The 20,729-nt window shown below is 76.2% G+C and carries 23 protein-coding genes and 1 riboswitch; of the genes, 12 read left to right on the top strand and 11 right to left on the bottom strand.

Annotated elements, in window-relative coordinates; all coding sequences use genetic code 11:
* Window positions 1–25 precede the first annotated feature (25 nt).
* Genes ACFPBZ_RS22055 through ACFPBZ_RS22045 form a run of 3 tightly spaced genes read left to right on the top strand, consistent with a single transcriptional unit; the run spans window position 26 to window position 1,871 of the window.
* Window positions 26–682, top strand: a complete 657-nt coding sequence (locus ACFPBZ_RS22055) for a TetR/AcrR family transcriptional regulator (RefSeq protein WP_378038264.1) — start codon at window positions 26–28, stop codon at window positions 680–682.
* Window positions 683–732: 50 nt separating this feature from the next.
* Window positions 733–1,170 (top strand): VOC family protein, encoded by a 438-nt coding sequence (locus ACFPBZ_RS22050; RefSeq protein ID WP_378038263.1) that lies wholly within the window; start codon window positions 733–735, stop codon window positions 1,168–1,170.
* Window positions 1,171–1,190: 20 nt separating this feature from the next.
* Window positions 1,191–1,871: a DUF3159 domain-containing protein gene (locus ACFPBZ_RS22045; protein WP_378038262.1), complete on the top strand. Its 681-nt coding sequence runs from the start codon at window positions 1,191–1,193 to the stop codon at window positions 1,869–1,871.
* 46 nt (window positions 1,872–1,917) lie between these two features.
* Here ACFPBZ_RS22045 and ACFPBZ_RS22040 read toward each other — a convergent pair whose 3' ends face one another.
* Window positions 1,918–2,679, bottom strand: coding sequence for an SGNH/GDSL hydrolase family protein (locus tag ACFPBZ_RS22040; protein WP_378038261.1), 762 nt, complete (start codon window positions 2,677–2,679; stop codon window positions 1,918–1,920).
* Window positions 2,680–3,003: 324 nt separating this feature from the next.
* Here ACFPBZ_RS22040 and ACFPBZ_RS22035 point away from each other — a divergent pair, with 324 nt between their 5' ends.
* Window positions 3,004–4,062: a hypothetical protein gene (locus ACFPBZ_RS22035; protein ID WP_378038260.1), complete on the top strand. Its 1,059-nt coding sequence runs from the start codon at window positions 3,004–3,006 to the stop codon at window positions 4,060–4,062.
* 7 nt (window positions 4,063–4,069) lie between these two features.
* Here the strand turns inward: ACFPBZ_RS22035 and thiE are convergent, their stop codons facing one another.
* On the bottom strand, window positions 4,070–4,717 hold the full coding sequence (gene thiE, locus ACFPBZ_RS22030; RefSeq protein WP_378038259.1) for a thiamine phosphate synthase: 648 nt from the start codon (window positions 4,715–4,717) through the stop codon (window positions 4,070–4,072).
* A 70-nt stretch (window positions 4,718–4,787) separates the two neighbouring features.
* Window positions 4,788–4,899: riboswitch (TPP riboswitch) on the top strand.
* Between thiE and thiO the strand changes: the two genes are divergently transcribed.
* The 3 genes from thiO to thiG all read left to right on the top strand — a co-directional run bounded on the left by thiO (window position 4,868) and on the right by thiG (window position 7,004).
* Entirely contained in the window at window positions 4,868–6,043 is a 1,176-nt protein-coding gene (gene thiO, locus ACFPBZ_RS22025) for a glycine oxidase ThiO (protein ID WP_378038258.1), read from the top strand. (Overlaps the previous riboswitch by 32 nt.)
* Window positions 6,040–6,240: a sulfur carrier protein ThiS gene (gene thiS, locus ACFPBZ_RS22020; protein WP_378038257.1), complete on the top strand. Its 201-nt coding sequence runs from the start codon at window positions 6,040–6,042 to the stop codon at window positions 6,238–6,240. Before thiO ends, thiS begins: the two co-directional genes overlap by 4 nt.
* 5 nt (window positions 6,241–6,245) lie before the next feature.
* Window positions 6,246–7,004, top strand: coding sequence for a thiazole synthase (gene thiG / locus ACFPBZ_RS22015; protein ID WP_378038256.1), 759 nt, complete (start codon window positions 6,246–6,248; stop codon window positions 7,002–7,004).
* Between the two features lie 52 nt (window positions 7,005–7,056).
* Here thiG and ACFPBZ_RS22010 read toward each other — a convergent pair whose 3' ends face one another.
* From ACFPBZ_RS22010 to ACFPBZ_RS21995, 4 genes are all read right to left on the bottom strand, one after another.
* The gene (locus tag ACFPBZ_RS22010; RefSeq protein ID WP_378038255.1) at window positions 7,057–7,812 is read right to left on the bottom strand and encodes an alpha/beta fold hydrolase; all 756 of its coding nucleotides are present in this window, start codon (window positions 7,810–7,812) and stop codon (window positions 7,057–7,059) included.
* Window positions 7,813–7,814: 2 nt separating this feature from the next.
* Window positions 7,815–8,255 carry an SRPBCC family protein gene (locus tag ACFPBZ_RS22005; protein WP_378038254.1) on the bottom strand — a complete coding sequence of 147 codons (441 nt, stop codon included), beginning with the start codon at window positions 8,253–8,255 and terminating at the stop codon, window positions 7,815–7,817.
* A gap of 68 nt (window positions 8,256–8,323) precedes the next feature.
* The gene (locus tag ACFPBZ_RS22000; RefSeq protein ID WP_378038299.1) at window positions 8,324–9,523 is read right to left on the bottom strand and encodes a cytochrome P450; all 1,200 of its coding nucleotides are present in this window, start codon (window positions 9,521–9,523) and stop codon (window positions 8,324–8,326) included.
* A gap of 229 nt (window positions 9,524–9,752) precedes the next feature.
* Complete coding sequence (locus ACFPBZ_RS21995; protein ID WP_378038253.1) at window positions 9,753–10,430, bottom strand: hypothetical protein; 678 nt, start codon at window positions 10,428–10,430, stop codon at window positions 9,753–9,755.
* Between the two features lie 39 nt (window positions 10,431–10,469).
* Here ACFPBZ_RS21995 and ACFPBZ_RS21990 point away from each other — a divergent pair, with 39 nt between their 5' ends.
* The 3 genes from ACFPBZ_RS21990 (at window position 10,470) to ACFPBZ_RS21980 (ending at window position 12,587) form a co-directional block, all read left to right on the top strand.
* The gene (locus ACFPBZ_RS21990; protein ID WP_378038252.1) at window positions 10,470–11,417 is read left to right on the top strand and encodes a D-2-hydroxyacid dehydrogenase family protein; all 948 of its coding nucleotides are present in this window, start codon (window positions 10,470–10,472) and stop codon (window positions 11,415–11,417) included.
* A gap of 43 nt (window positions 11,418–11,460) precedes the next feature.
* Window positions 11,461–11,850 carry a hypothetical protein gene (locus tag ACFPBZ_RS21985; RefSeq protein ID WP_378038251.1) on the top strand — a complete coding sequence of 130 codons (390 nt, stop codon included), beginning with the start codon at window positions 11,461–11,463 and terminating at the stop codon, window positions 11,848–11,850.
* Between the two features lie 77 nt (window positions 11,851–11,927).
* Window positions 11,928–12,587: a hemerythrin domain-containing protein gene (locus ACFPBZ_RS21980; protein WP_378038250.1), complete on the top strand. Its 660-nt coding sequence runs from the start codon at window positions 11,928–11,930 to the stop codon at window positions 12,585–12,587.
* A gap of 25 nt (window positions 12,588–12,612) precedes the next feature.
* On the opposite strand, the gene ACFPBZ_RS21975 is transcribed toward ACFPBZ_RS21980, so the two are convergent.
* The 5 genes from ACFPBZ_RS21975 to ACFPBZ_RS21955 all read right to left on the bottom strand — a co-directional run bounded on the left by ACFPBZ_RS21975 (window position 12,613) and on the right by ACFPBZ_RS21955 (window position 19,244).
* Entirely contained in the window at window positions 12,613–15,735 is a 3,123-nt protein-coding gene (locus ACFPBZ_RS21975; RefSeq protein ID WP_378038249.1) for a BTAD domain-containing putative transcriptional regulator, read from the bottom strand.
* 11 nt (window positions 15,736–15,746) lie between these two features.
* The gene (thiD, locus tag ACFPBZ_RS21970; protein WP_378038248.1) at window positions 15,747–16,580 is read right to left on the bottom strand and encodes a bifunctional hydroxymethylpyrimidine kinase/phosphomethylpyrimidine kinase; all 834 of its coding nucleotides are present in this window, start codon (window positions 16,578–16,580) and stop codon (window positions 15,747–15,749) included.
* A gap of 24 nt (window positions 16,581–16,604) precedes the next feature.
* A complete protein-coding gene (gene thiD, locus ACFPBZ_RS21965) occupies window positions 16,605–17,456 on the bottom strand; it encodes a bifunctional hydroxymethylpyrimidine kinase/phosphomethylpyrimidine kinase (protein ID WP_378038247.1) in 852 nt (283 codons plus the stop codon).
* A gap of 134 nt (window positions 17,457–17,590) precedes the next feature.
* On the bottom strand, window positions 17,591–18,526 hold the full coding sequence (locus tag ACFPBZ_RS21960) for a S1C family serine protease (protein WP_378038246.1): 936 nt from the start codon (window positions 18,524–18,526) through the stop codon (window positions 17,591–17,593).
* Between the two features lie 130 nt (window positions 18,527–18,656).
* A complete protein-coding gene (locus ACFPBZ_RS21955) occupies window positions 18,657–19,244 on the bottom strand; it encodes a peptide deformylase (protein WP_378038245.1) in 588 nt (195 codons plus the stop codon).
* A gap of 173 nt (window positions 19,245–19,417) precedes the next feature.
* On the opposite strand from ACFPBZ_RS21955, the gene ACFPBZ_RS21950 reads away from it, so the two are divergent.
* Window positions 19,418–19,741, top strand: coding sequence for a DUF3263 domain-containing protein (locus ACFPBZ_RS21950; protein ID WP_378038244.1), 324 nt, complete (start codon window positions 19,418–19,420; stop codon window positions 19,739–19,741).
* 74 nt (window positions 19,742–19,815) lie between these two features.
* A complete protein-coding gene (locus ACFPBZ_RS21945) occupies window positions 19,816–20,571 on the top strand; it encodes a LytR C-terminal domain-containing protein (protein WP_378038243.1) in 756 nt (251 codons plus the stop codon).
* Window positions 20,572–20,729: the final 158 nt, after the last annotated feature.

Here is a 20,729-nt window from a genome sequence, read left to right as displayed (position 1 = left end):
GCGAGTCGGGGTCACTCTGGAACAGATGGACGGACGGACCCGACGCTGGGCGGGGCATCGGGAGGCACGACGCCTCGAGCTGGTCGACGCGGCCGTGGTCGCGATCGAGCAGCACGGGCCCGACGTGACGACGGAGCAGATCGCCGCGCAGGCGGGGGTCTCGCGGCCCGGGCTCTACCGGCACTTCGAGGGCAAGGACGACCTGCAGGCCGCGATCGCGGCGCGCTCGGTCGAGCGTCTGGTGGCGGAGCTGGAGCCGGTGTGGCGGCCCTCGGGGCGCCCGCGTGAGATGCTCGAGCGCGCCATCGCGGCGCACCTGCGGTGGCTCTCCGAGCACGCGAACGTCTACAAGTACCTCAAGCGCAACTCGCTGCCCACGGGCGACGACTCGGTGGAGACCGCGAGCACCAACGTGCGCAGCGTGGTCTCCGCGCACGTCGCGGAGATGCTCGTCGACGGCTCGCTGGGCGCCGAGATGCCGCCCGCCTCCGCGCACCCGCTGGCCTACGGCCTCGTCGGGATGGTCGACGCGGCGGCCGCGCACTGGCTCGACGAGCCGCACGGCGCCCTCGTCGAGCACCTGGGGGCGCAGCTCACCGAGGCGTGCTGGGCCGTCATCCGGGTGACCGTCGGCGCCGTGGTGATCGACGCGCTCGACCGCGTGGGGGCCGAGACCGGCTGACAGGCTGTGATCGCCCATGATGGGGCGCACCCCAGCGAGGAGGCCCGAGGATGGCGCTGCGCCGAGCGTTCCCGACGATCCTGTCGGACCGGCTGCCCGAGACCCGCGACTTCTACGTGCAACTGCTCGGCTTCGAGGTCGCGTTCGACAGCGACTTCTACGTGGCGCTGCGCTCGCCCAGCGACGGGCCCGGCGACGACGTCCCCTGTGAGCTCGCCGTCTGGGCGGTGGGGCACGAGATGGTGCCCCCGCCCTACCGGGCCGACCCGGCGGGCATCGTCCTGACCTTCGTGGTCGACGACGTCGACGCGCTGCACATCGAGGCCCGCCGGCAGGGACTGCTCGTCGTGGCGCCGCCGCGCGACCAGTTCTACGGGCGGCGCCGGATGCTCGTGACCGACCCGAACGGCCTGCTCGTCGACGTGTCCTCGCCCTCGACCCCGTCCCCCGAGTTCCGGGCGATGGGGACGGGGGCGCAGACCTACTGAGGTCTACCTAAGCTGGGGGCGTGCTGCGGCGACGGGACGACCCCCTGCGGGAGATCCTCGCGTCGTCGGGCCGGGGGCTCCTCGACGCGGCGGCGCCGTCGGTGGCGTTCGTCGTCGTCTGGCTGGCCGGCTCGGCGTTCGGCTGGCCGGAGCCGATCCTGCTGGGCGGGCTCGCCTCGGTGCTGCTCGCGCTGGTGCTGGCCGTGGTGCGCTGGCGGGGCGGCGAGCGGCCGCGGGCCGTGGCGGTGGGGCTGCTGCTGGCGGTCGGCGCGACGCTGATCGCGCTGTACACCGGGCGCGCCCAGGACTTCTTCCTCCCGCGCATCGTCGCGAACGCCGGGTCGCTCGCGGCGTGGCTCGTCTCGATCGCGATCCGGTGGCCGCTGCTGGGCCTCGTCGTCGGGACGGCGCTGGGGAAGCCGAGGGCGTGGCGGCTGGACCCCGACCTCGTGCGCGGCTACTGCCGGGCGAGCTGGCTGTGGGCGGCGCAGTACGTGGTGCGCCTCGTCGTCTTCCTCGCGCTGTGGGCGACCGACCAGGTGGTGGCGCTCGGGATCGCCCAGGTGGTGCTCACGTGGCCGCTGGTCGCGGTGTGCGTGCTCGGGTCGTGGCCCCTGGTGCGCTCGGCGCTGCCGCCCGGGCACCCGGGGCCGCGGCACCCGGTGGTGGCCGATGCCGGGTCGAGCGTGGCGCCGGACTGACGTCGAGTGTCAGCGATGTGCCATCGCTGACACCCAGCGGGACCAGTCAGCGGACCGGCACCGGCTCCGGACGCTTCGGCGGGCGGCCGTCCCCGGTCGAGCGGCCCTGCAGGCGCCGGCCCACCCACGGCACGAGGTGGGTGCGGGCCCAGCGCAGGTCCTCCTCGCGGCGGCGGACCCACGGTGGGCGCTCGGCGGGCGGCCACGGGTCGCGCCAGTCGTCGTCGGTGGGCACCCCGAGCACCTCGCAGACCCGGGCCGCGACCCGGCGGTGGCCGTCGGGGTTGAGGTGCAGCCGGTCGTCCGCGCGGGTGCGGGGGTCGGCGAGGGTCTCCATCGTCCAGAGGTCGACCAGCCGGGCGCCGCGGCGGGCGGCGATCTCGCGGATGTGCTCGTTCATCGTGGCGAGCCGGCGCCCGACGAGGTCGACCACCGGGGTCGAGCGGGTGTCGAACCCGGTGAAGACGAGCACCTCGGCGCCGGACCCGCGCAGGCGGCCGACGGCGTCGTCGAGCCGGCGGGCGAGGTCGGCGGGGCGGGCCGACGGGCGCAGCAGGTCGTTCCCGGCGGCGCAGATGCTGACGAGGTCGGGGGCCATCGCGAGGGCGGGCGGGAGCTGCGTGGCGACGATCGTCTCCAGCAGCTGGCCGCGCACGGCGAGGTTCGCGTACCGCAGGCCGGGGGACGCCGCGGCGAGGTGCTCGGCGACGCGGTCGGCCCAGCCCCGCTCGGTTCCCGTCTGCGGGTCGGGGTCGCCGACCCCCTCGGTGAAGCTGTCGCCGAGGGCGACGAAGGTGCTCCAGGACATGTGGCCCAGTGTCGCGCGCCCACGGATCGACCTCGTGGTGACCCGTCCGGCCCAACCGGTTGCTCCGGTGCTCCCGCTGCCCGGAGCACGGGGGTGAAGGTTCTCACCACGGGGCCACGATGGCATCGTGGTGTGCGTCCGTAGACGTGGGTGCCGGGACGTCTCGGCACCCGATGCCGACCGACCCCGATCTGACCGCGAGCCCTGGGAGCCATGCCAGACCCGACACCGAGGACCTCGACCCCGCCCCGCGGCGGAGTCACCACCACCGATGCGACGACCGAGGAGAAGGCCCCCGCGAGCGGGCCGACACTTCCGCAGATCATGGCCGGCGCCCTCGCGGCGGCCACCGCGGCGATCCTGGGGTCCTTCCTCGGGGTCATCGGGACGATCGGCGGTGCGGCGGCGGCGTCAGTGATCTCCACCGTCGGCACGGCGCTCTACCAGCGTTCGCTCGAACGCACGCGCGACGCGGTGAAGTCGCGGCTGGTGGTCAACCAGGTGGCCGGGTCCAAGGTCGCGACGGCGGTGGCGAAGGTGGCCGGCGGCGGCGCCCCGCCGGCACCCCGCACCGGACGACCCCAGGGCCCGGTGGCCCCGATGGGCCAGGCCCCGATGTCGCCGCCCTACGGCGCACCGATGCCGGGACGGCCCGGGCCGATGCCGCCCGGCGCGCCCACCCAGCGGATGCCGGGGGGCCCGCAGCAGCTGCGGGCCGGCGGCCGCACCGTCACCACCCGCCTCGACCCGGCCGGACGGCCGGTGGCCGAGGACCACACGCGGCGCATCCCCGACGCCCGCACGCCCGACGGACGGCCCACCCAGGTGGTCCCGCCCCTCGGCCCCGACGGCCGTCCGATGGCCGGGCCCACCGCCCGCATGCCGCTCGGCCCGCCCTCGCCCCCCGGCGGGGCGCCCACCGCCTACCTGGGCGGCCCGGGACCCGGCGACGACCCGACCCGGATGGCCCCGGCCGCGGAGGAGCCGACGAAGCGCCGCTTCGGCTGGAAGACCTACGCGACCCTGGCCGGCGTGGCCGCGAGCATCTTCGCGATCGGGCTGCTCGCGAGCTTCGCGGTCGAGTCGGCCACCGGGCACCCGCTCTCCGGTGGCACGTCCGGCACGTCGGTCGGCGCGATCTTCGGGCAGAACACCGAGGCCCCGCCGACCAGCGAGACGTCGGCGCCCGAGGAGAGCGACAGCTCGGACGCGCCCACCACGACGTCGGCGGATTCGGGCACCGAGGACGGTGAGCAGGCGACGCAGGCGCCGAGCTCGACCACCCGCGCCCCGGCGACCACCACGCCCCGCAACGGGGTCGGCAACCCGCTCCCGTCGGTGCTGCCCCGCTTCAACGAGCAGGGCGGGGCGACCGGCAACTAGCCGCGCTCTACCCCGAGAGGCCGTCCGCGATGCTGCGGGCGGCCTCTTCGGGATCTCCGGCCTCGGTGATCGCCCGCACGACGACGACCCGGGTGGCGCCGGCCGCCACGACCTCCGGCAGCCGGTCGTGGTCGATCCCGCCGATCGCGAACCACGGCCGCTCGGTCCCCGAGGCCGCGGTGGCGCGCACCAGGTCGAGGCCCGGGGCGGGCCGGCCCGGCTTCGTCGGGGTCGGCCAGCACGGGCCGGTGCAGAAGTAGTCGACGCCCGCCTCCGTCGCGCCCGCGGCGGCCTGGGCCTCGTCGTGGGTGGAGCGGCCGATGAGCACGTCGTCGCCGACCACGCGGCGCGCCCAGCTCACCGGGAGGTCGTCCTGCCCGAGGTGGAGTACGTCGGCGCCGGCGGCGAGGGCGACGTCGGCGCGGTCGTTCACCGCGAGCAGCGCCCCGTGGCGCTCGGCGGCGTCGGCGAGGACCGCCAGGGCGTCGAGCTCGTCGCGCGCCTCGATGCCCTTCTCGCGCAGCTGGATGACGTCCACCCCGCCGCGCAGGGCGGCGTCGGCGAACTCCGCGAGATCGCCGCGGTCGCGGCGGGAGTCGGTGCAGAGGTACAGCCGGGCGCCCGCGAGCCGTTTCCGACGATTCGTGATGGTCATCGGGAGCGACGCTAGCCCACGTCCGGGCGCTCGACCGGGCTCGGCGGACGGGTCCGGCGCGTACGCTGGGAAGCGTCACACGGGAGCCCGGACGGCCGGGCTGAGAGGGGACCGAGCCAGGGGTCCCGACCGTCGAACCTGATCCGGGTCATGCCGGCGCAGGGAGGGGAACTGCAGGTGAGGGACCGCATCGTCGTCGTGGGCGCGGGCGTCGTCGGGACGACCGCCGCGTGGGTCGCCGCGCGCGACCACGCCGCCGCCGAGGTGGTCCTCGTCGACCCGTCGCCCGGGTCGGGGGCCTCGTCGGTGGCCGGCGGGATGCTCGCCCCCGTCACCGAGGCGTGGCCGGGGGAGCGGGAGCTGCTCGAGCTCGGCGCGGCCTCGCTGGCCCGCTGGCCGGGGTTCGCCGCCGCCGTCGAGGAGGCGTCCGGCCGCCGGGTCGGGCTGCGCACCGACGGGACGCTCGCCGTGGTGGTCGACTCCGCCGACCGGGAGGACCTCGACCGCATCGTCACGCACCTGCGCGACTGGGGACGCGACGCCGAGCGCCTGACCGGCCGCGAGGCGCGTCGTCGGGAACCCGCCCTGGGCCCCGCGGTGCGCGCCGGGCTGGCCGTGCCCGACGACCTCGCCGTCGACAACCGCCTGCTCCTCGCCGCGCTCCGCGAGGCGGCCCGGCGAGCCGGGGTGGTGGAGCGGCCCGCGTCGGCGGTCCGGGTCCACGACGCGGGCGGCGCGGTCACCGGGGTCGAGCTCGACGACGGGTCGGTGCTCGAGTCCTCCCGCGTGGTGGTCGCGGCCGGCGCCTGGTCGGCGACGCTGCACCCGGCCCTCGACGGCCTCGTCCGGCCGGTCAAGGGCGAGATCCTGCGCCTGCGGGCGCGCGCCGGGTCGCTCCCGCCGCCCCGGCACACCGTGCGGGCCGCGGTGTCCGGGCGCGCGGTCTACGCCGTGCCGCGCGACGACGACCGGCTGGTGCTCGGCGCCACCCAGTACGAGGTCGGGTTCGACGAAGACGTGACCGTGGCCGGGGTCCGCGACCTCCTCGGCGACGCCGAGCGGGTGCTGCCCGGGATCGGCGACTACGCGCTCGAGGAGTGCTCGGCGTCGTTCCGGCCCGGCACGGCCGACAACCTGCCGGTGCTCGGCGCCGTTCCCGGGGCGCCCGAGGGGCTCCTCGCCTGCTTCGGCCACGGCCGCAACGGCATCCTGCTCACCGCCCTGACCGCCGACGCCGTCGCCACGCTCCTCGCCGGCCGCGGCCTTCCCGACGATGCGGCCGCCGGCTCGGCGGCCCGGCTCACCGCCCTGGAGGTGTTGTCGTGACCGTGCAGCTCAACGGGGTGCCGACTGAGGTCGACCCCGGCGCGACGCTCGCCGACGTGCTGGACGCCCACGGGGTGCCCGAGCGCGGGGTGGCCGTCGCGGTGGCCGGCGAGGTGGTGCCGCGCGCGGCGTGGGGCTCGACCCCGCTGCGCGACGGCGTGGTGCTCGAGGTGCTGACCGCGGTGCAGGGGGGCTGAACGACATGGGCGATCCGTTGGTGATCGGCGGCCGGGAGATCGGATCCCGGCTGATCATGGGGACCGGGGGCGCGGCCAACCTGGCGGTGCTCGAACGGGCGCTGGTGGCGTCGGGGACGGCGCTGACCACGGTCGCGATGCGCCGCCTCGACGCGGGCGGCGGGCCCGGGGTGCTGGCGCTGCTCGCGCGCCTGGGCATCGAGGCCCTGCCCAACACGGCCGGGTGCCGCACGGCGGCCGAGGCGGTGCTGACGGCGCGGCTGGCCCGCGAGGCCCTGGAGACCGACCTCGTCAAGCTCGAGGTGGTCGCCGACGACCGCACGCTGCTGCCCGACCCGATCGAGCTCCTCGACGCCGCCGAACAGCTCGTCGACGACGGGTTCACGGTGCTGCCCTACACCAACGACGACCCGGTGCTGGCCTCGAAGCTCGCCGACGCCGGGTGCGCCGCGGTGATGCCCCTGGGCTCGCCGATCGGGACGGGGCTCGGCATCCGCAACCCGCACAACATCGAGATGATCGTGGCGGCGTCGCCCGTGCCGGTGGTGCTCGACGCGGGGATCGGGACGGCGTCGGAGGCGGCGCAGGCGATGGAGCTGGGCTGCGACGCGGTGCTCCTCGCGACGGCGGTCACCCGGGCGTCGGACCCCGAGGCGATGGCGACCGCGATGCGCCTGGCCGTCGAGTCGGGGCGGCTCGCCCGCGGGGCGGGGCGCATCCCGCGGCGGTACTGGGCGCAGGCGTCGTCCCCGTCGGTCGACTGAGTTGTCCGCACTGCGGCCATGCTGACACTGGACGTCAGAAACGGGCCATGTATCAGCGGGCCAGGAAGTCCTCGACGACCGGCCCGACGACCGCGGCCCGCTGCATCAGCCCGTTGTGGGTGGCGCCCGGGATCACGGCGAGCCGGGCGTCGGGGAGCAGCTCGACGGTGAGGGCGGCGTGCTCGAGGGTCACGAAGTCGTGGTCCCCGATCATGACGAGCGTCCGAGCGGTGACCTGGGTGAGCTCGTCGTCGGGCCAGCCGGTGAAGCCCATGACGTGCGGGCCGAGCTTCTGCGAGACCGCGTCGAAACCGGCGGCCCCGGGCGGGGCGAGCCGCTCGTGCTCGCGGACCATCGCGGTGAAGTCGGCCTCGGTCGGCATCCGGGTCGACGTCGCCCAGAGCCCGGGGTCGGTGATCTCCGCGTGGTAGCCGCCGGGCCGGACGAAGCCGGAGGCGAACACGAGCCGGTCGACGCGCTGCGGGTGCCGGACCGCGAGCTCCATCGCGGCGAGCGCGCCGAGGGAGAAGCCCAGGACGTCGACCCGCTCGAGCCCCAGGTGGTCGAGCAGGCCGGCGAGGTCGGCGCCGAGGTTCGCGATCGTCGGATCGCGGTCGACGTCGGCGGTGCGGCCGTGACCCTGCTGCTCGACCGCCACCACGTGTCGTCGGGACGACAACCCCGGCAGTACGGCGGCGAAGTTCAGGTCGATCGTCAGGTGCCCGCCCGGCACGAGCAGGAGCGGGACCCCGCCCGAGCCGTGCTCCTCGTAGTACAGCGACACCGAGCCGAGCGGCGCATGCGGCATCGTCAGGAACGCCCTTCGACGTGGGCCTTGAGGCGCGGCAGCGTCTTCTCGATGGCCCGGGTGTTGGTGGCGGGGTAGCCGACGAGCTCGATCGCCCACGGGAGGCGGGAGTCGGACCAGTCGAAGGTCTCGGTGACGCGGGTGCGGCCGCCGTCGAGGGGCTCGAGCTCGTAGCGCCAGCGGTGGTGCCCGAGGTGGCGCCAGGCGATGAGGCGGTCCTGCTCGAACTCCACGACCTCGTTGCGGATCGTGTACGGCACCCCGACGCGCATGGACATGCCGAAGCGGGCGCCGAGGATGAGCCGTTCGGGGCCGGCGACGGCGGAGCGGACGGTGCCCGAGCCGTCGAAGGAGCCGTGGGCGCGGGGGTCGGCCAGCACGTCGAACACGGCGGCGGGCGGGGCGTCGACGTCGAGGGCCCGGCTGACGTGGCGGTCGGTCACGTCGCGGGAGCCTAGTGAGCCGGCGGCGTTTGTGACGTTGAGTGTCAGCATGGCCGCAGTGCTGACGCTCAGGACCCGAGCGTCACCGGCAGCGCATCCACCCCGTAGACGATCGACGTCGTCCGCAGCGGCAGCGTCCGCTCGTCGACCGCCATCGCCAGCTCCGGGTACCGCTTCAGCAGCGCCGGGTAGGCCGTCCGCAGCTCCATGCGGGCCAGCTCCGCGCCGATGCAGCGGTGGATGCCGTGGCCGAAGGCGAGGTGCGGCGACGGCAGGCGGCGCGGGTCGAACACCTCCGGGTTCGGCGTGAGCCGCGGGTCGCGGTCGGCCGCCGACAGGGACACCAGCACGCCGTCGCCCTCGGCGATCTCGACGCCGGCGATCGTCATGTCCTCGGTCGCGAACCGCGGGAAGGCGATCTGGACCACGGTGAGGTAGCGCAGGAGCTCCTCGACGAAGCCGTGCACCGAGTCGGGCTCGTCGCGGACCATCGTGGCCACGGCCTCGTCGCGCAGCAGGATCACCGCGCCGAGCGCCAGCATCGACGCCGAGGTCTCGAGCCCGCCGGTGAGCAGGCCGTCGGCGAGCTCGGCGAGCTCGTCGTCGGAGAGGTCGTCGCCGTGCTCGCGGATGAGCATCCCGAGCAGCCCCTCGCCCGGCGACTCCCGCTGCCGCGCCACGACGCCGCGCAGGTAGACGAGCGACTCGGAAATCTTGTCGAAGGCGGCCGTGGCGCCCGCGAGGAGGTCGAACCGGGCGGTCGAGAGCGCCTGGAACTCGTCGCGCTCCTCGTAGGGGATGCCCAGGAGCTCGCAGATCGTCAGCGAGGGGATCGGGGTGGCGAAGTCGCGGACGAGGTCGATCTCCTCACCGCGGGCGGCCATCTCGGCCATCGCGTCGAGGCGGCCCTCGACGATCTCGGTGATCCGCGGGCCCAGCCGGGAGAGGCGCCGGCCGGTGAACTCCGGGGTCAGCAGGTGCCGCAGGCGGGTGTGCTCGGGCGGGTCGGTGAAGCCGAGCCCGCCGGGGTTCTGGCCCGAGCCGATCCCGGCGCGCCCCACGAGGTGGCCGAAGTCGGTGGAGAACCCGTGCGAGCCGCCGAGGACCTCGCGCGCCTCCGCGTGCCCCGTGACGAGCCACGCCTTGACCCCGAACGGGAGCGGGAACTCGCGGATCGGGTGGTCCTCCCGGGCCTCGCGCATCTCGGGCACGGGGTCCATGCCGTTGCGGCGCAGCGGCACGAGCGCGTAGTCGGGGATGAGGCTCATGGGGTCGAGCCCGCGGCGGCTGCGCCAGGCGAGGTAGCGGCGGGCGACGAACCCGGTGACCCGGGCGCGCACCGCGTCCGCGCCGCGTGCGAGAGCGGCGCCCGACCTGCCCGTCCTACCGGAACCCACGGTGACCACGCCCCCTACCCTCCCGTACGGTCCGGTTCCCCCCGGAGGTCGGGTGCAGGGTAGGGCGTGTCGGGGTCTCCCCCCGGTGAGGATCCCCGGGTCACTGCTCCCCTCGGGCGACCGCGGAGCCCGAGGTCACGACCGACGTCGGACCCCGCAGCCCCATCCGGCCGAGCTCCAGGTCGGCTAGCCGGAGCAGCACCCGCGGGTCGCCCCGCCGCCACGCCCCGGCGGCGTCCCCGGCCGGTCCGGCCGCCTTCCGTACCCGTCCCGGGGCGCCCCGCACGAGGGCCCGCAGCGCGAGCAGGTCGACGTCGAGGTCGCGCGCCGCCGCCGCGTGCCGGGCCTTCAGCACCCAGCGCAGCCGCAGCACCAGCCACGTGACCAGGACCGGGAGCGCCGCCACCACCACGACGAGCCACGCGAGGCCCGTCGCGATGGCCGCCACCGCCGCGATCTGCGCCTGGCCCGCGTCGATCAGCGAGGCGCCGGCGTCGGAGCCGGGGGAGAAGGCGCCCGCCAGCCGGTCGCCGACGAACGGGACGCCGCCCGCGGCGTCGGCGGCGCCGGTGAACACGCCGCGCACCCGCTCCCCGGCGTCGGTGAGCCCGCGCCCGGGGGCCTGCAGCGTGAGCACGAGGTCGTGCAGCGCGATCGCCGCGTTGACCACCAGGATCGTCCAGACGAGGACGGTGAGGTCGGCGAGGACCTGGAGCATCCGGCGGGCCGGTCGCTCGGCGTAGAGGAGGAGGTGCCGGCGCGGGGCGGGGAAGGTCACGGCGGGTGTGTGCCCTCGTCGCGAGGGGCATACGCGGCCATGAAGGTTGCGATCCTCGACGACTACCAGCAGGTCGCCCTCTCCCACGCGCGGTGGGAGCGCCTCGACGCCGAGATCACGAGCTTCGACCACCACCTCGGCGGTCCCGACGACGTCGTCGCCGCGCTGCAGCCCTTCGAGGTCGCCGTGGTGATGCGCGAGCGCACCGCCTTTCCCGACGAGGTCCTCTCCCGCCTGCCGAACCTGAAGCTGCTGGTGACCACCGGCCCCGCGAACGCCGCCATCGACACCGACGCGGCCGCGCGCCACGGGATCACCGTCGCCGGCACCGGCGGGGTGGACGGCAACGAGGCGACCGTCGAGATGACGTGGGCGCTCATTCTCGCCGTGGTCCGCCACGTGCCGCAGGAGGACCGGCGCATCCGCGAGGGCGGCTGGCAGCAGACGCTCGGCGGGGACCTAGCGGGGCGCCGGCTCGGCGTCGTCGGGCTCGGTGGCATCGGCAAGCCCGTCGCCGCGGTCGCGCAGGCCTTCGGGATGGACGTGGTCGCCTGGAGCCGCCACCTCGACCCCGAGGACGCCCGCTCCGTCGGCGTCACCCCGGTCACGAAGGAGGAGCTCTTCTCCACCTCCGACGTCGTGACGATCCACATGAAGCTCTCCGAGGGCAGCCGCGGCCTCGTCGGGCGCGACGACCTGGCGCTGATGACCCCCGACGCGGTGCTGATCAACACCTCGCGCGGCCCGATCGTCGACGAGGACGCCCTGCTCGAGGCCCTGCAGGCCGGGAGGATCGGCGGCGCCGGCCTCGACGTCTACGGCGTCGAGCCGCTGCCCGAGGACTCCCCGTGGCGCTCGGCCCCGCGCACCGTGCTCACCCCGCACCTCGGCTACGTCACGTCGAAGACCTACTCGCTGATGTACGCCGACGCCGTCGAGGACATCGAGGAGTACGCCGCCGGCCGGCCGGTGCCGCGGGTCATCTAGGTGCGAAGCTCGTGAGCACTAATCCGTGCCTGGACACGGATTAGTGCTCACAGGCGCGCAGCGCACCTCCCGGGCCGCGGCGCTCGGGGCCCGGCTCGACCGGCTCTGCCGCCACCTCGCGCCCCTGCTGAGCAGCGACGACGCCCTCGTGGTCGCCGACCTGCGGGTCGTCGCCGCCGCGGCCACGCGCGACCTGCAGACCCGGCCTCTCGCCCTCGCCACGCGACAGGACGCCGCGCGGCTCACGCGCTGCTCGGCCCTGCTCGACCTCCTCGTCGCCACCGTCGCCGGCGCCGACCTCGCCGCGCCCGACGCGGCGGTCACCTGGCGGCGCGCCGCCGAGTCGGGCCGGGAGCCCGCCGGGCTCGACCGTCGCGGGCGGCTGCGGCTGCGGCTCCTGCGCGGGCGGGCCCGCCGGGCCGTCCTCGGCTGAGCAGTCGGCGCCAAGTCGCCGCCAAGTGGGGCCGCGCAGGCTCGTCGTCGTCATCCCACCGCAGTCAGGAGAACCCCGTGACCAGCACCGCCGCCCCCGCCCTCACCACCGACACCGACCTGCTCGGCATCCGGATCGCGCACCGCATCATGCGCCGCGACGCCCGCCTGCTGGCCGGGCTGGCCGCCGCCTGGGCCGACGGCTCCGACCCGCTCACCGGACGACGACGGCGCGTCTTCGGCGCCTGGATCGAGGGGCTCTGCCGCGACATCCACCACCACCACGCCACCGAGGACGACGTGCTCTGGCCGGTCCTCGAGCGGTACGCGGGCGCCGAGGTCGACCTCGCCCCGCTCTCCGACGACCACGCCGCCCTCGACCCCGTGCTCGACGACATCCGCGCCACGTTCACCGTCGCCGCGGCGGACGGCCGGGTCGGGCCCCTCGCCGAGCGGCTGATCCACCTCACGGACCTGCTCGACGAGCACATCGCCGAGGAGGAGCGCGACCTCTTCCCGGTCATCCGCCGCTACGTCCCGCAGGCCGAGTGGGCGGTCGTCGAGAAGGCCGCGCAGCGTGGCGGGCCCGGCATCCGCTACGCCCTGCCCCGCATCGTCGACGTCGCCACGGAGGAGGAGTTCGCGACGATGACCGCGTCCGCGCCGAAGCCGCTGCTGCTCGTCATGAAGCTGCTCCTGCCGCGCTACCGGCGGGAGAAGAAGGTGCTCTGCCTGTGAGCAGTAATCCGTGCTCCGGCACGGATTACTGCTCACGGGCGAGCGCAGCGAGCACCTCGTCGACGCGACCGAGAGTGGCGGTGCCGCTCATCGCGCCGGCGAGGTGCCCGGCCCACGGCTCGAGGTCGCGGCGGCACCCCGCCGCGACCGCGCGCTCGCCCAGCGCCAGGGCGGTCTCGGCGCGCAGCACCGTCCACAGCACCCACCACCAGTCGCGGCTCACGGGGATGTCCGGGCGCCACACCCGCCGGGCCTCGTCGAGCCGGCCCGCGGCGACCAGCGCGGCCGCGTACGGCTCGGCGACGACCTCCCCGCGGGCGGCGTGCTCCGCGGCCAGCATCCCGACGAGGTCGCCGAGCCGGCCCCGGGCGTGCCGGACGGCGACGAGCCCGACGAAGGTGAGCACCGAGGCGTTCGCGAGCCCCCGCGCGGCCATCGCCTCGCCGAACCCGACGTAGAGCGCCTCGGCCTCGTCGTACCGGCCCTCGATCGTCGCCTCCATGCCGCGGAAGATCGTCGTCCAGCTCAGGACGGCGGCGAGCTGCCCGTCGGGGGCCTCGGCGAGCGCGGTGGCGGCGTGGGCGCGGGCGGCGGCGAAGTCCTCGCGGTGGCAGGCGTGCAGGAAGCGGGCGTGGTGCCCGACCGAGCGGTGCCCGAGCGACCGCGCCCGGTCGGCCGCGGCGAGCATCGCGGTGCCGAGGTCGTCGAGCCCGTCCCAGCGGTCGGGGCGCAGGAGCGACCAGAACCGGGCGTTCAGGACGAGGCAGCGCAGGTCGTCGTCGTCGGGCAGCAGGTCCGCCGCGGCGTCCGCGTCGGCCATCGCGAGCTCCGGCTCGCGCGGGTGCCACGCGAAGGCCCGCGCGACGAGCAGGCGCACGCGGTCGGGCGCCGGGAGGTCGGTCGCGAGCAGGCGCCCGACGAGGTCCACGAGCGCCCGGTCGACCTCGCCGTTCTCCGCGAGCGCGAACGTCACCGGCCCGTCGACGCAGGTGGCGGCGCGCAGGGCGAGCTCGCGGTCGTCGGGGAGGCGGGCGAGCTCGACCAGCGCGGTGGACCGTTCCGCGACGGCGGGGGCGCCCGCGCCGGCGTGGGAGTACGCGGAGGCGAGGGCGCAGCGCAGGCGCACCCGACGGGCCGGGTCGGTGGCGAGCCCGACCGCGGCCGCGAGGAGGTCGGCGGCGGTCCGCGGCACCCCGTCGCGGCGGGCCTCGTGCGCGGCCCGCTCGGCGTGGTCGAGGACGCGGTCGAGCCCGGCGACCGGACCGGCGGCGAGGGCGTGGCGGGCGAGGGCGGCGTGGTCGTGCGGGCGCAGCGCCTCGAGCACCCGCAGGACCTCGGCGTGCAGGCGGGCACGACGCAGCCGGGGGAGCTCGTCGTAGAGGGTCTCGCGGACGAGGTCGTGGGTGAAGCGGACGGCGTCGGGGCCCGACTCGACGAGCAGCCCGGTCACCACCCCGGCCTCGCAGGCGGCGAGCACGCGGTCCTCGTCGTCCTCCAGCGCGACGAGGACCGACACGTCGACGTCGCGGCCCAGCGCCGCCGCCCGGCGCAGCACCGACAGCGACGCCGCGGGCAGCTGCGCGGCGCGGTGGGAGAGCACGTCGCGGACCCCGGCGGGCACGGTGCGCCGGGCCTCCTCGAGCCCGACGGTGCGCGCCAGCCGCGCGACCTCGCGGACGAACAGCGGGTTGCCGCCGGTGCGCTCGGCGATCCCGCGGGCGGCGTCGTCGTCGATCGCCACGTCCTCGGCGGCGACGAGCGCGGCGACCGCGTCGGGGGCGAGCCCGCCCAGCTCGACCCGCTCGGCCGTGACCGCGGCCAGCGCGGCGACGGTGGCGACGAGCTCGTCGGTGACCTCCCCGGGCCGGAAGGTCCCGACGACGAGGACCGCGGGCACGGCCGCCGACGCCACGATCCGCAGCAGGCGCCAGGTCTCCTCGTCCCCGCGGTGCAGGTCGTCGAGCACGACGAGCAGGGGGCGGCGGGCGTCGCGGACGGCGGCCAGCAGGGCGCGGCCGGCGTGGAAGGTGCCTTCTATCCCGCGTGTCAGCGATGGCACGTCGCTGACACCGGAGGTCAGGGAGGCGCCACCGTCGTGGAGCCCCTCCGCGATCTCGGTCCACGCCCACGCCGGCGGCGCCCCGTCGACCTCCGGGCAGTGGCCGCGCACCGTGCGCCAGCCGCGGCGCGCCAGGTCGGCCACCAGCACGTCGGCCAGCGCCGACTTGCCCGCGCCGGCCTCGCCGACCACGAGCGCCAGCCGGCCCGGCCCGGCGGCGACCGCGTCGGCGACGGTGAGCAGCCGGTCGCGCTCGCGGTCGCGCCCGACCAGCGCCGGGGCATCGTCGGGACGGGGCTCCGGGCGTGTCAGCGATGGCACATCGCTGACACCGGACGTCAGCGGAGTGCCATCGCTGACGTCGTGGCGCAGGATGCGGCCCTCGAGCTCGGCGAGGGCGGGGGAGGGGTCGAGCCCGAGGTCGTCGGCGAGGCGGCCCCGCAGCGCGGCGATCGCGGCGAGCGCCTCGGCCTGGCGGCCCGACCGGTACAGCGCGAGGGCGAGCAGGCGCACCGGCTCCTCGCGCAGCGGCTCCTCGCGGACGAGCGGGCCGAGGAGGTCGACGACGGCGCGCGCGTCGGGCTCCACCGCGGCCAGGGCCTCGACGAGCGAGCGGCGCAGCTCGGCCAGCCGCTCGATCTCCGGGCCGGCCCACGCGGCGTCGGCGAACTCCGCCAGCGGCGCGCCCGACCACAGCGCCAGCGCCTCCCGCAGCGTGCCCGCGGCGATCGTCGGGGCCTCGGTGCGGGCCCGGCGGCGCAGCTCCTCGGCGCGCGTGACGTCGAGCCCGTCGCCGACCCGCAGCGCGTAGCCGCCGGCCGCGCTGACGAGCACCGTCGCGGGCGTGCGGGGCGCGCGGCCGGGCTCCAGGACGCGGCGCAGGTGGCTCACGTGGGCCTGCAGGCCGGCGAGGGCGCGGGGCGGGGGCTCGCCGGCCCAGAGGTCGTCGACGAGGCGGTCGGTGGGCACCACCTCGCCGCCGGCCACCGCGAGCCGCGCGACGACGGCCCGGCGCTGCAGGCCGCCCAGGTCGGCCGGACGGCCGTCGACGGTGGCCGCGACCGCGCCCAGCAGCCGGACTCCGATCACGGTCGGCGATCCTACGAAGCGTCCCAGTCGGCGATCGCCCACAGCGGGGACACCGGGCCGGTGCCGGCCCCCAGCGGGTAGGACGCGGCGACGGCACGGCGGATGTAGCGCTCGGCGTAGGCGACCGCGTCGGGCATCTCGGCCCCGCGGGCCAGGGCGGCGCACGTGGCGCTCGCGAGGGCGTCGCCGGCGCCGTGCACGTTCGGGGTGTCGATGCGGGGACCGGCGAACTCCCAGGTCTGCTCGCCGTCGGAGAGCAGGTCGGTGACCTCGGGCGACCCGTGCAGGTGCCCGCCCTTGACGAGCACCCAGCGGGCGCCGAGGTCGTGCAGCGCGTCCGCGGCCTTCCGCGCGGTGTCGCGGTCGGTCACGGTGATCCCGACGAGCAGCCGCACCTCGTCGAGGTTGGGGGTCGCCAGCGCGGCGCGGGGGAACAGCAGGGTGCGGATGGCCTCCATGGCCTCGTCGGAGAGCAGCGGCTCGCCGTACATCGAGGCGGCGACGGGGTCGAGGAGGAACGGGACCAGCCCGGGGTCGCGGCCGATCCCGACCTCGTCGACCACCCCGGCCACCGCCTCGATGATCTCCGCGGTCGCGAGCATCCCGGTCTTCGCGGCGCCCACCCCGATGTCGGAGACCACCGTGCGCACCTGCGCCGCCACGACGTCGGGCGGGACCAGGTGCACCCCGCTGACGCCGAGCGAGTTCTGCACCGTCACCGCGGTCATAGCGACGCAGCCGTGCACCCCGCACGCCGTCATCGCGCGCAGGTCGGCCTCGATGCCCGCGGCGCCGCCGGAGTCGGAGCCCCCGATCGTCAGCGCGCGGGGCGGGGTCTCGCTCATGGCCCGCAGGATGTCACGTGGAGCTCACAGCGCCGCCGCCCACAACGTCGACACCGGCCCGTGGCCCGCGCCCAGCGGGTAGGAGTGGTCGACGGCGCGGGTGATGAACTCCTTGCCCAGCGCGACGGCGTCGACCAGCGACATCCCGCGCGCCAGGCCCGCCGTGATCGACGAGGCCAGGGAGTCGCCGCCGCCGTGGGTGTGCGGGCGGTCGAGGCGCACCGACCGGAACTCGTGCTCCTCGCCGCCCGCCAGCGACAGCAGGTCGACGCACTCCGCCTGCTCCCGGCCGGTCGTCGCCTCCAGGTGCCCGCCCTTGACGAGCACGGCGGCGGCGCCCAGGTCGTGCAGCGCGGCCGCGGCCTCGCGGGCCGAGGCGTCGTCGACCACCTTCACGTCGACCAGAAGCGCGATCTCGTCGAGGTTCGGGGTCACGAGCGTGGCGCGGGGCAGGAGCAGGCTGCGGATGGCGTCGAGCGCGTCGCCGGCCAGCAGCGGGGAGCCGCTCATGGACGCCGCGACCGGGTCGACGACGAACGGGATCCCGCCCGAGCCGATCCCCACCTCGTCGCACACCTCCGCCACCGCCGCGATGATCTCGGCCGACGCGAGCATCCCGGTCTTCGCGGCGTCGACGCCCATGTCCCGCGCGACCGTGCGGATCTGGGCGGCGACGACCGCGGGCGGCACCGGGTGGACGTCGCTCACCCCGAGGGAGTCCTGCACGGTCACGGCGGTGACGGCGACGGACCCGTGGACGCCGCAGGCCGCGAACGCACGGACGTCCGCGGTCATCCCGGCGCCGCCGCCGGAGTCGGTCCCGGCGATCGCGAGCGCGACGGGCGGGCTGGTGGCGTGCTGCGCTGCGGTGCTCATGGCTCCCTACGCCGGCATTACCCGGTCAGGTTCGTGCGGTCGGCGACCCCAGCCGCCCTCTCAGCCCGCTCCTGGCGCGAGCTCCCGCGATTCGTCGCCGACGGTGCCACCGCCCCGCCCGCCGGGCAAGCCGGTCAGCCGGTGAGCTCGGCCGGCACCGCGAGGACGTCGACCATCGCGTCGCCGCGCAGCACCGTCACCGGCAGGGTGCGCCCGATCGCCTCGGCGAACAGGCGTCGCTGCAGGTCCTGGGCCTGGGCGACCGGCTCGCGGTCGGCGTCGACGATGACGTCCCCGGAGCGGAGTCCGGCCTGCTGGGCGGGGCTGCCGCTGATCACCTCGGCCACCCGCAGCCCCGTCGGCCGCCCGAGCCGCAGCGCGACGTCGACCGGCAGCGGGGCGGGCGCGCCGACCACGCCGAGGTAGCCCCGCCGCACCCGCCCGTCGCGGCGCAGGCTCGCCAGGATGCCCCGGGTGGTCGTCGTGACGGGGACCGCGAGGCCGAGGCCGACCCCGGCCACCGCGGTGTTGATCCCGACGACGAGGCCGCGCGCGTCGGCCAGCGCCCCGCCGGAGTTCCCGGGGTTGAGCGCGGCGTCGGTCTGGACGACGTCCTCGACGACGCGGCCGTCCTTCGTCGGCAGGCTGCGCCCCAGGCCGCTGACGACGCCGGCGGTCACGCTGCCGGCGAGGCCGAAGGGGTTGCCGACCGCCACGACGAGCTGCCCGACCCGCAGCGCGCCCGCGTCGCCCAGGACGACCGGGGTGGGGGTGCGGGCGTCGGGGTGCACGGCGAGCACGGCGAGGTCGGAGAGCGGGTCGGCGCCGAGGACGCGGACGTCGGCGTGGGTGCCGTCGGCGAAGGTGGCGCGGCCCGAGCGGGAGCCCGCGACGACGTGCGCGTTGGTGACCAGGACGGTGGCCGCCGGGTCGTCGGGATCGGGTACGACGACCGCGGAGCCGCTGCCGCGAGGCCGGTCGGGGTCGCCGACGACGAGGGCTGCCACGGCGGGGCCGACGGTCTCGGCGACGGAGACCACGGTGCGGGAGTAGGAGTCGAGCTCGTCCACGTCTCCGTGCTTACACCGTTGCAGCGCCGTCGTCGGACGTGTTCGCGGTGGGCGGACCCGGGGCTGTCAGCGATGGCACCTCGCTGACGTCTGACGTCAGCGATGTGCCATCGCTGGCACGGGGCCGGGGCTAGTGGCCGAACGGGTCCGGGTCGACCCCGGGCATCCACGACAGCCCCGCGACGCCCCAGCCCTCGGCCTTCACCGCCCGCTTCGCCGCGCGCTTGTTCCGCCCGATGAGCCGGTCGGTGTAGAGGAGCCCGTCGAGGTGGTCGGTCTCGTGCTGCAGGCAGCGGGCGAAGAACCCCCGGCCCTCGACCTCCACCGGCCCGCCCTCGACGTCGCGGCCGGTCACCCTCGCCCACTCCGCGCGCCCGGTGGGGAACGACTCGCCGGGCACCGAGAGGCACCCCTCGGCGTCGTCGTCCTCGTCGGGCATCGTCTCGGGCACCGGGCCCGTCTCGAGGACCGGGTTCACGACGACGCCGCGGCGCCGCTCGCCCTCGAGCTCCGGGTCGGGACAGTCGAAGACGAACACGCGCCGCCCGACGCCGATCTGGTTGGCCGCGAGCCCGACGCCGTGCGCCGCGTCCATCGTCTCGAAGAGGTCCTCGACCAGGGAGTGCAGCTCGTCGGCCCCGAACTCGTCGTCGGCGAACGGCTTCGTGGGGGCGTGCAGCACGGGTTCGCCGAGGATGACGATCGGGCGGACGGTCACGGCGGGCCAGCCTAGTGACCCGTTCGCGAAGGGTGACGGCGTGCGTTGGGCGATCGTTGTCGGAGGGCCGTGGTTGAATGGAGAGCGTCGGGAATGACACGCGTGTCATTCCCTGGAGCGGGGCCGGCGAGCACGTCGCGGCCCCGTCGCGACGAGCCCCTCCGAGGAGCGTGATGGACGCACCTGCAGCTTCGACCGACGCCTTCCCGTCGAGCGTCGGACGGCACACCTCGGCCCCGGACGACGGTCTCACCCGCCGCGACCGGGAGATCCTCGCGTTCGAGCGGCAGTGGTGGAAGTACGCGGGCGCCAAGGAGCAGGCGATCCGCGAGCTCTTCGACATGTCCGCCACGCGGTACTACCAGGTCCTCAACGCGCTCGTGGACCGTCCGGAGGCCCACGCGGCCGACCCGATGCTCGTGAAGCGCCTCCGCCGGCTGCGTCAGACACGTCAACGCGCCCGTGCGGCGCGTCGCCTCGGTGTAGAGCCCTCGTAGTGGTCTCCTGATCGCCTGAACGCGATGTCGCCCTCCGACGGGGGGCCGCGCGGATCAGGAAGGGGAGCTCGGTCATGACAGGTCCCGGGGCGTCCGGCGCCTCTCGCTTGCGCATCGCGGGGGTCGCGCTGCTCGGCGTGGCGGCCATCGCCGCCGTGGTGGGCCTGATCAGCCTGGGCGGTCAGGGCAGCTCCAGCGCTCCCGCGGCGTCACCGACGTCGGCGATCGCCCCCACCGACCCCGCCGCTCCCGGCGGAGCCCCGCCCGGCGACCCCAACGCGGCCCAGCCCGGCCAGCCGGGTCAGCCCGGGCAGCCGGGCGACCCCAACCTCCCGCCCGGCCAGTTCGGCGCCCCGGGCGGCCCGGGCGCGTCGGGCGGCCCGGGCGCGATCCCCGGGGGCGCGGCACCGCCCGTCACCGGAGCGCTCCCCCCGGTCGCGGTGGCCCCGCCCATCGTCCCGAACGGCGGCACCGGCGGCGGTGCGGGCTCGTCGGGAGCCGGCGGCTCGGGCGGCGGCGCCTCGTTCGCGACGGTGCCCGTGCGGGTCTACAACAACTCGACGATCCGCGGCCTCGCCGACACCGCCACCGGCCAGATCCGGGCCCGCGGCTTCGACGTCGTGGAGACCGGCAACTACGCGCAGGGCGTCATCCCGGCGAGCACCGTCTACTACCGGCCGGGCTCGGGGGAGCAGGGTGCCGCCGAGGCGCTCGCGGCGAACTTCGGCATCCGCGCCGAGCCCCGGTTCCCCGGCATCGCGGGCGCCTCGCCCGGTGTCATCGTCATCGCGACGAACAACTGGGGCCAGAACGCGCAGAAGGGCTCCTGACCCACCGCTCGACCCACGGGCCCCCGCCCGGACCGGCGACCACCGCCGGGCCGGACGGGGGCCCGTTCGTCGTCCGGCCCGGGTGCGGGGTCGAGCGTGGCGGATCCCTGACGTCCGGTGTCAGCGAGGTGCCATCGCTGACACCCGGCCCCGGGGAC

Origin of the sequence: Actinomycetospora atypica (assembly GCF_042653685.1) — a bacterium.
Classification (GTDB): Bacteria; Actinomycetota; Actinomycetes; order Mycobacteriales; family Pseudonocardiaceae; genus Actinomycetospora; species Actinomycetospora atypica.
This window is presented reverse-complemented; position numbering and strand designations above follow the sequence as displayed.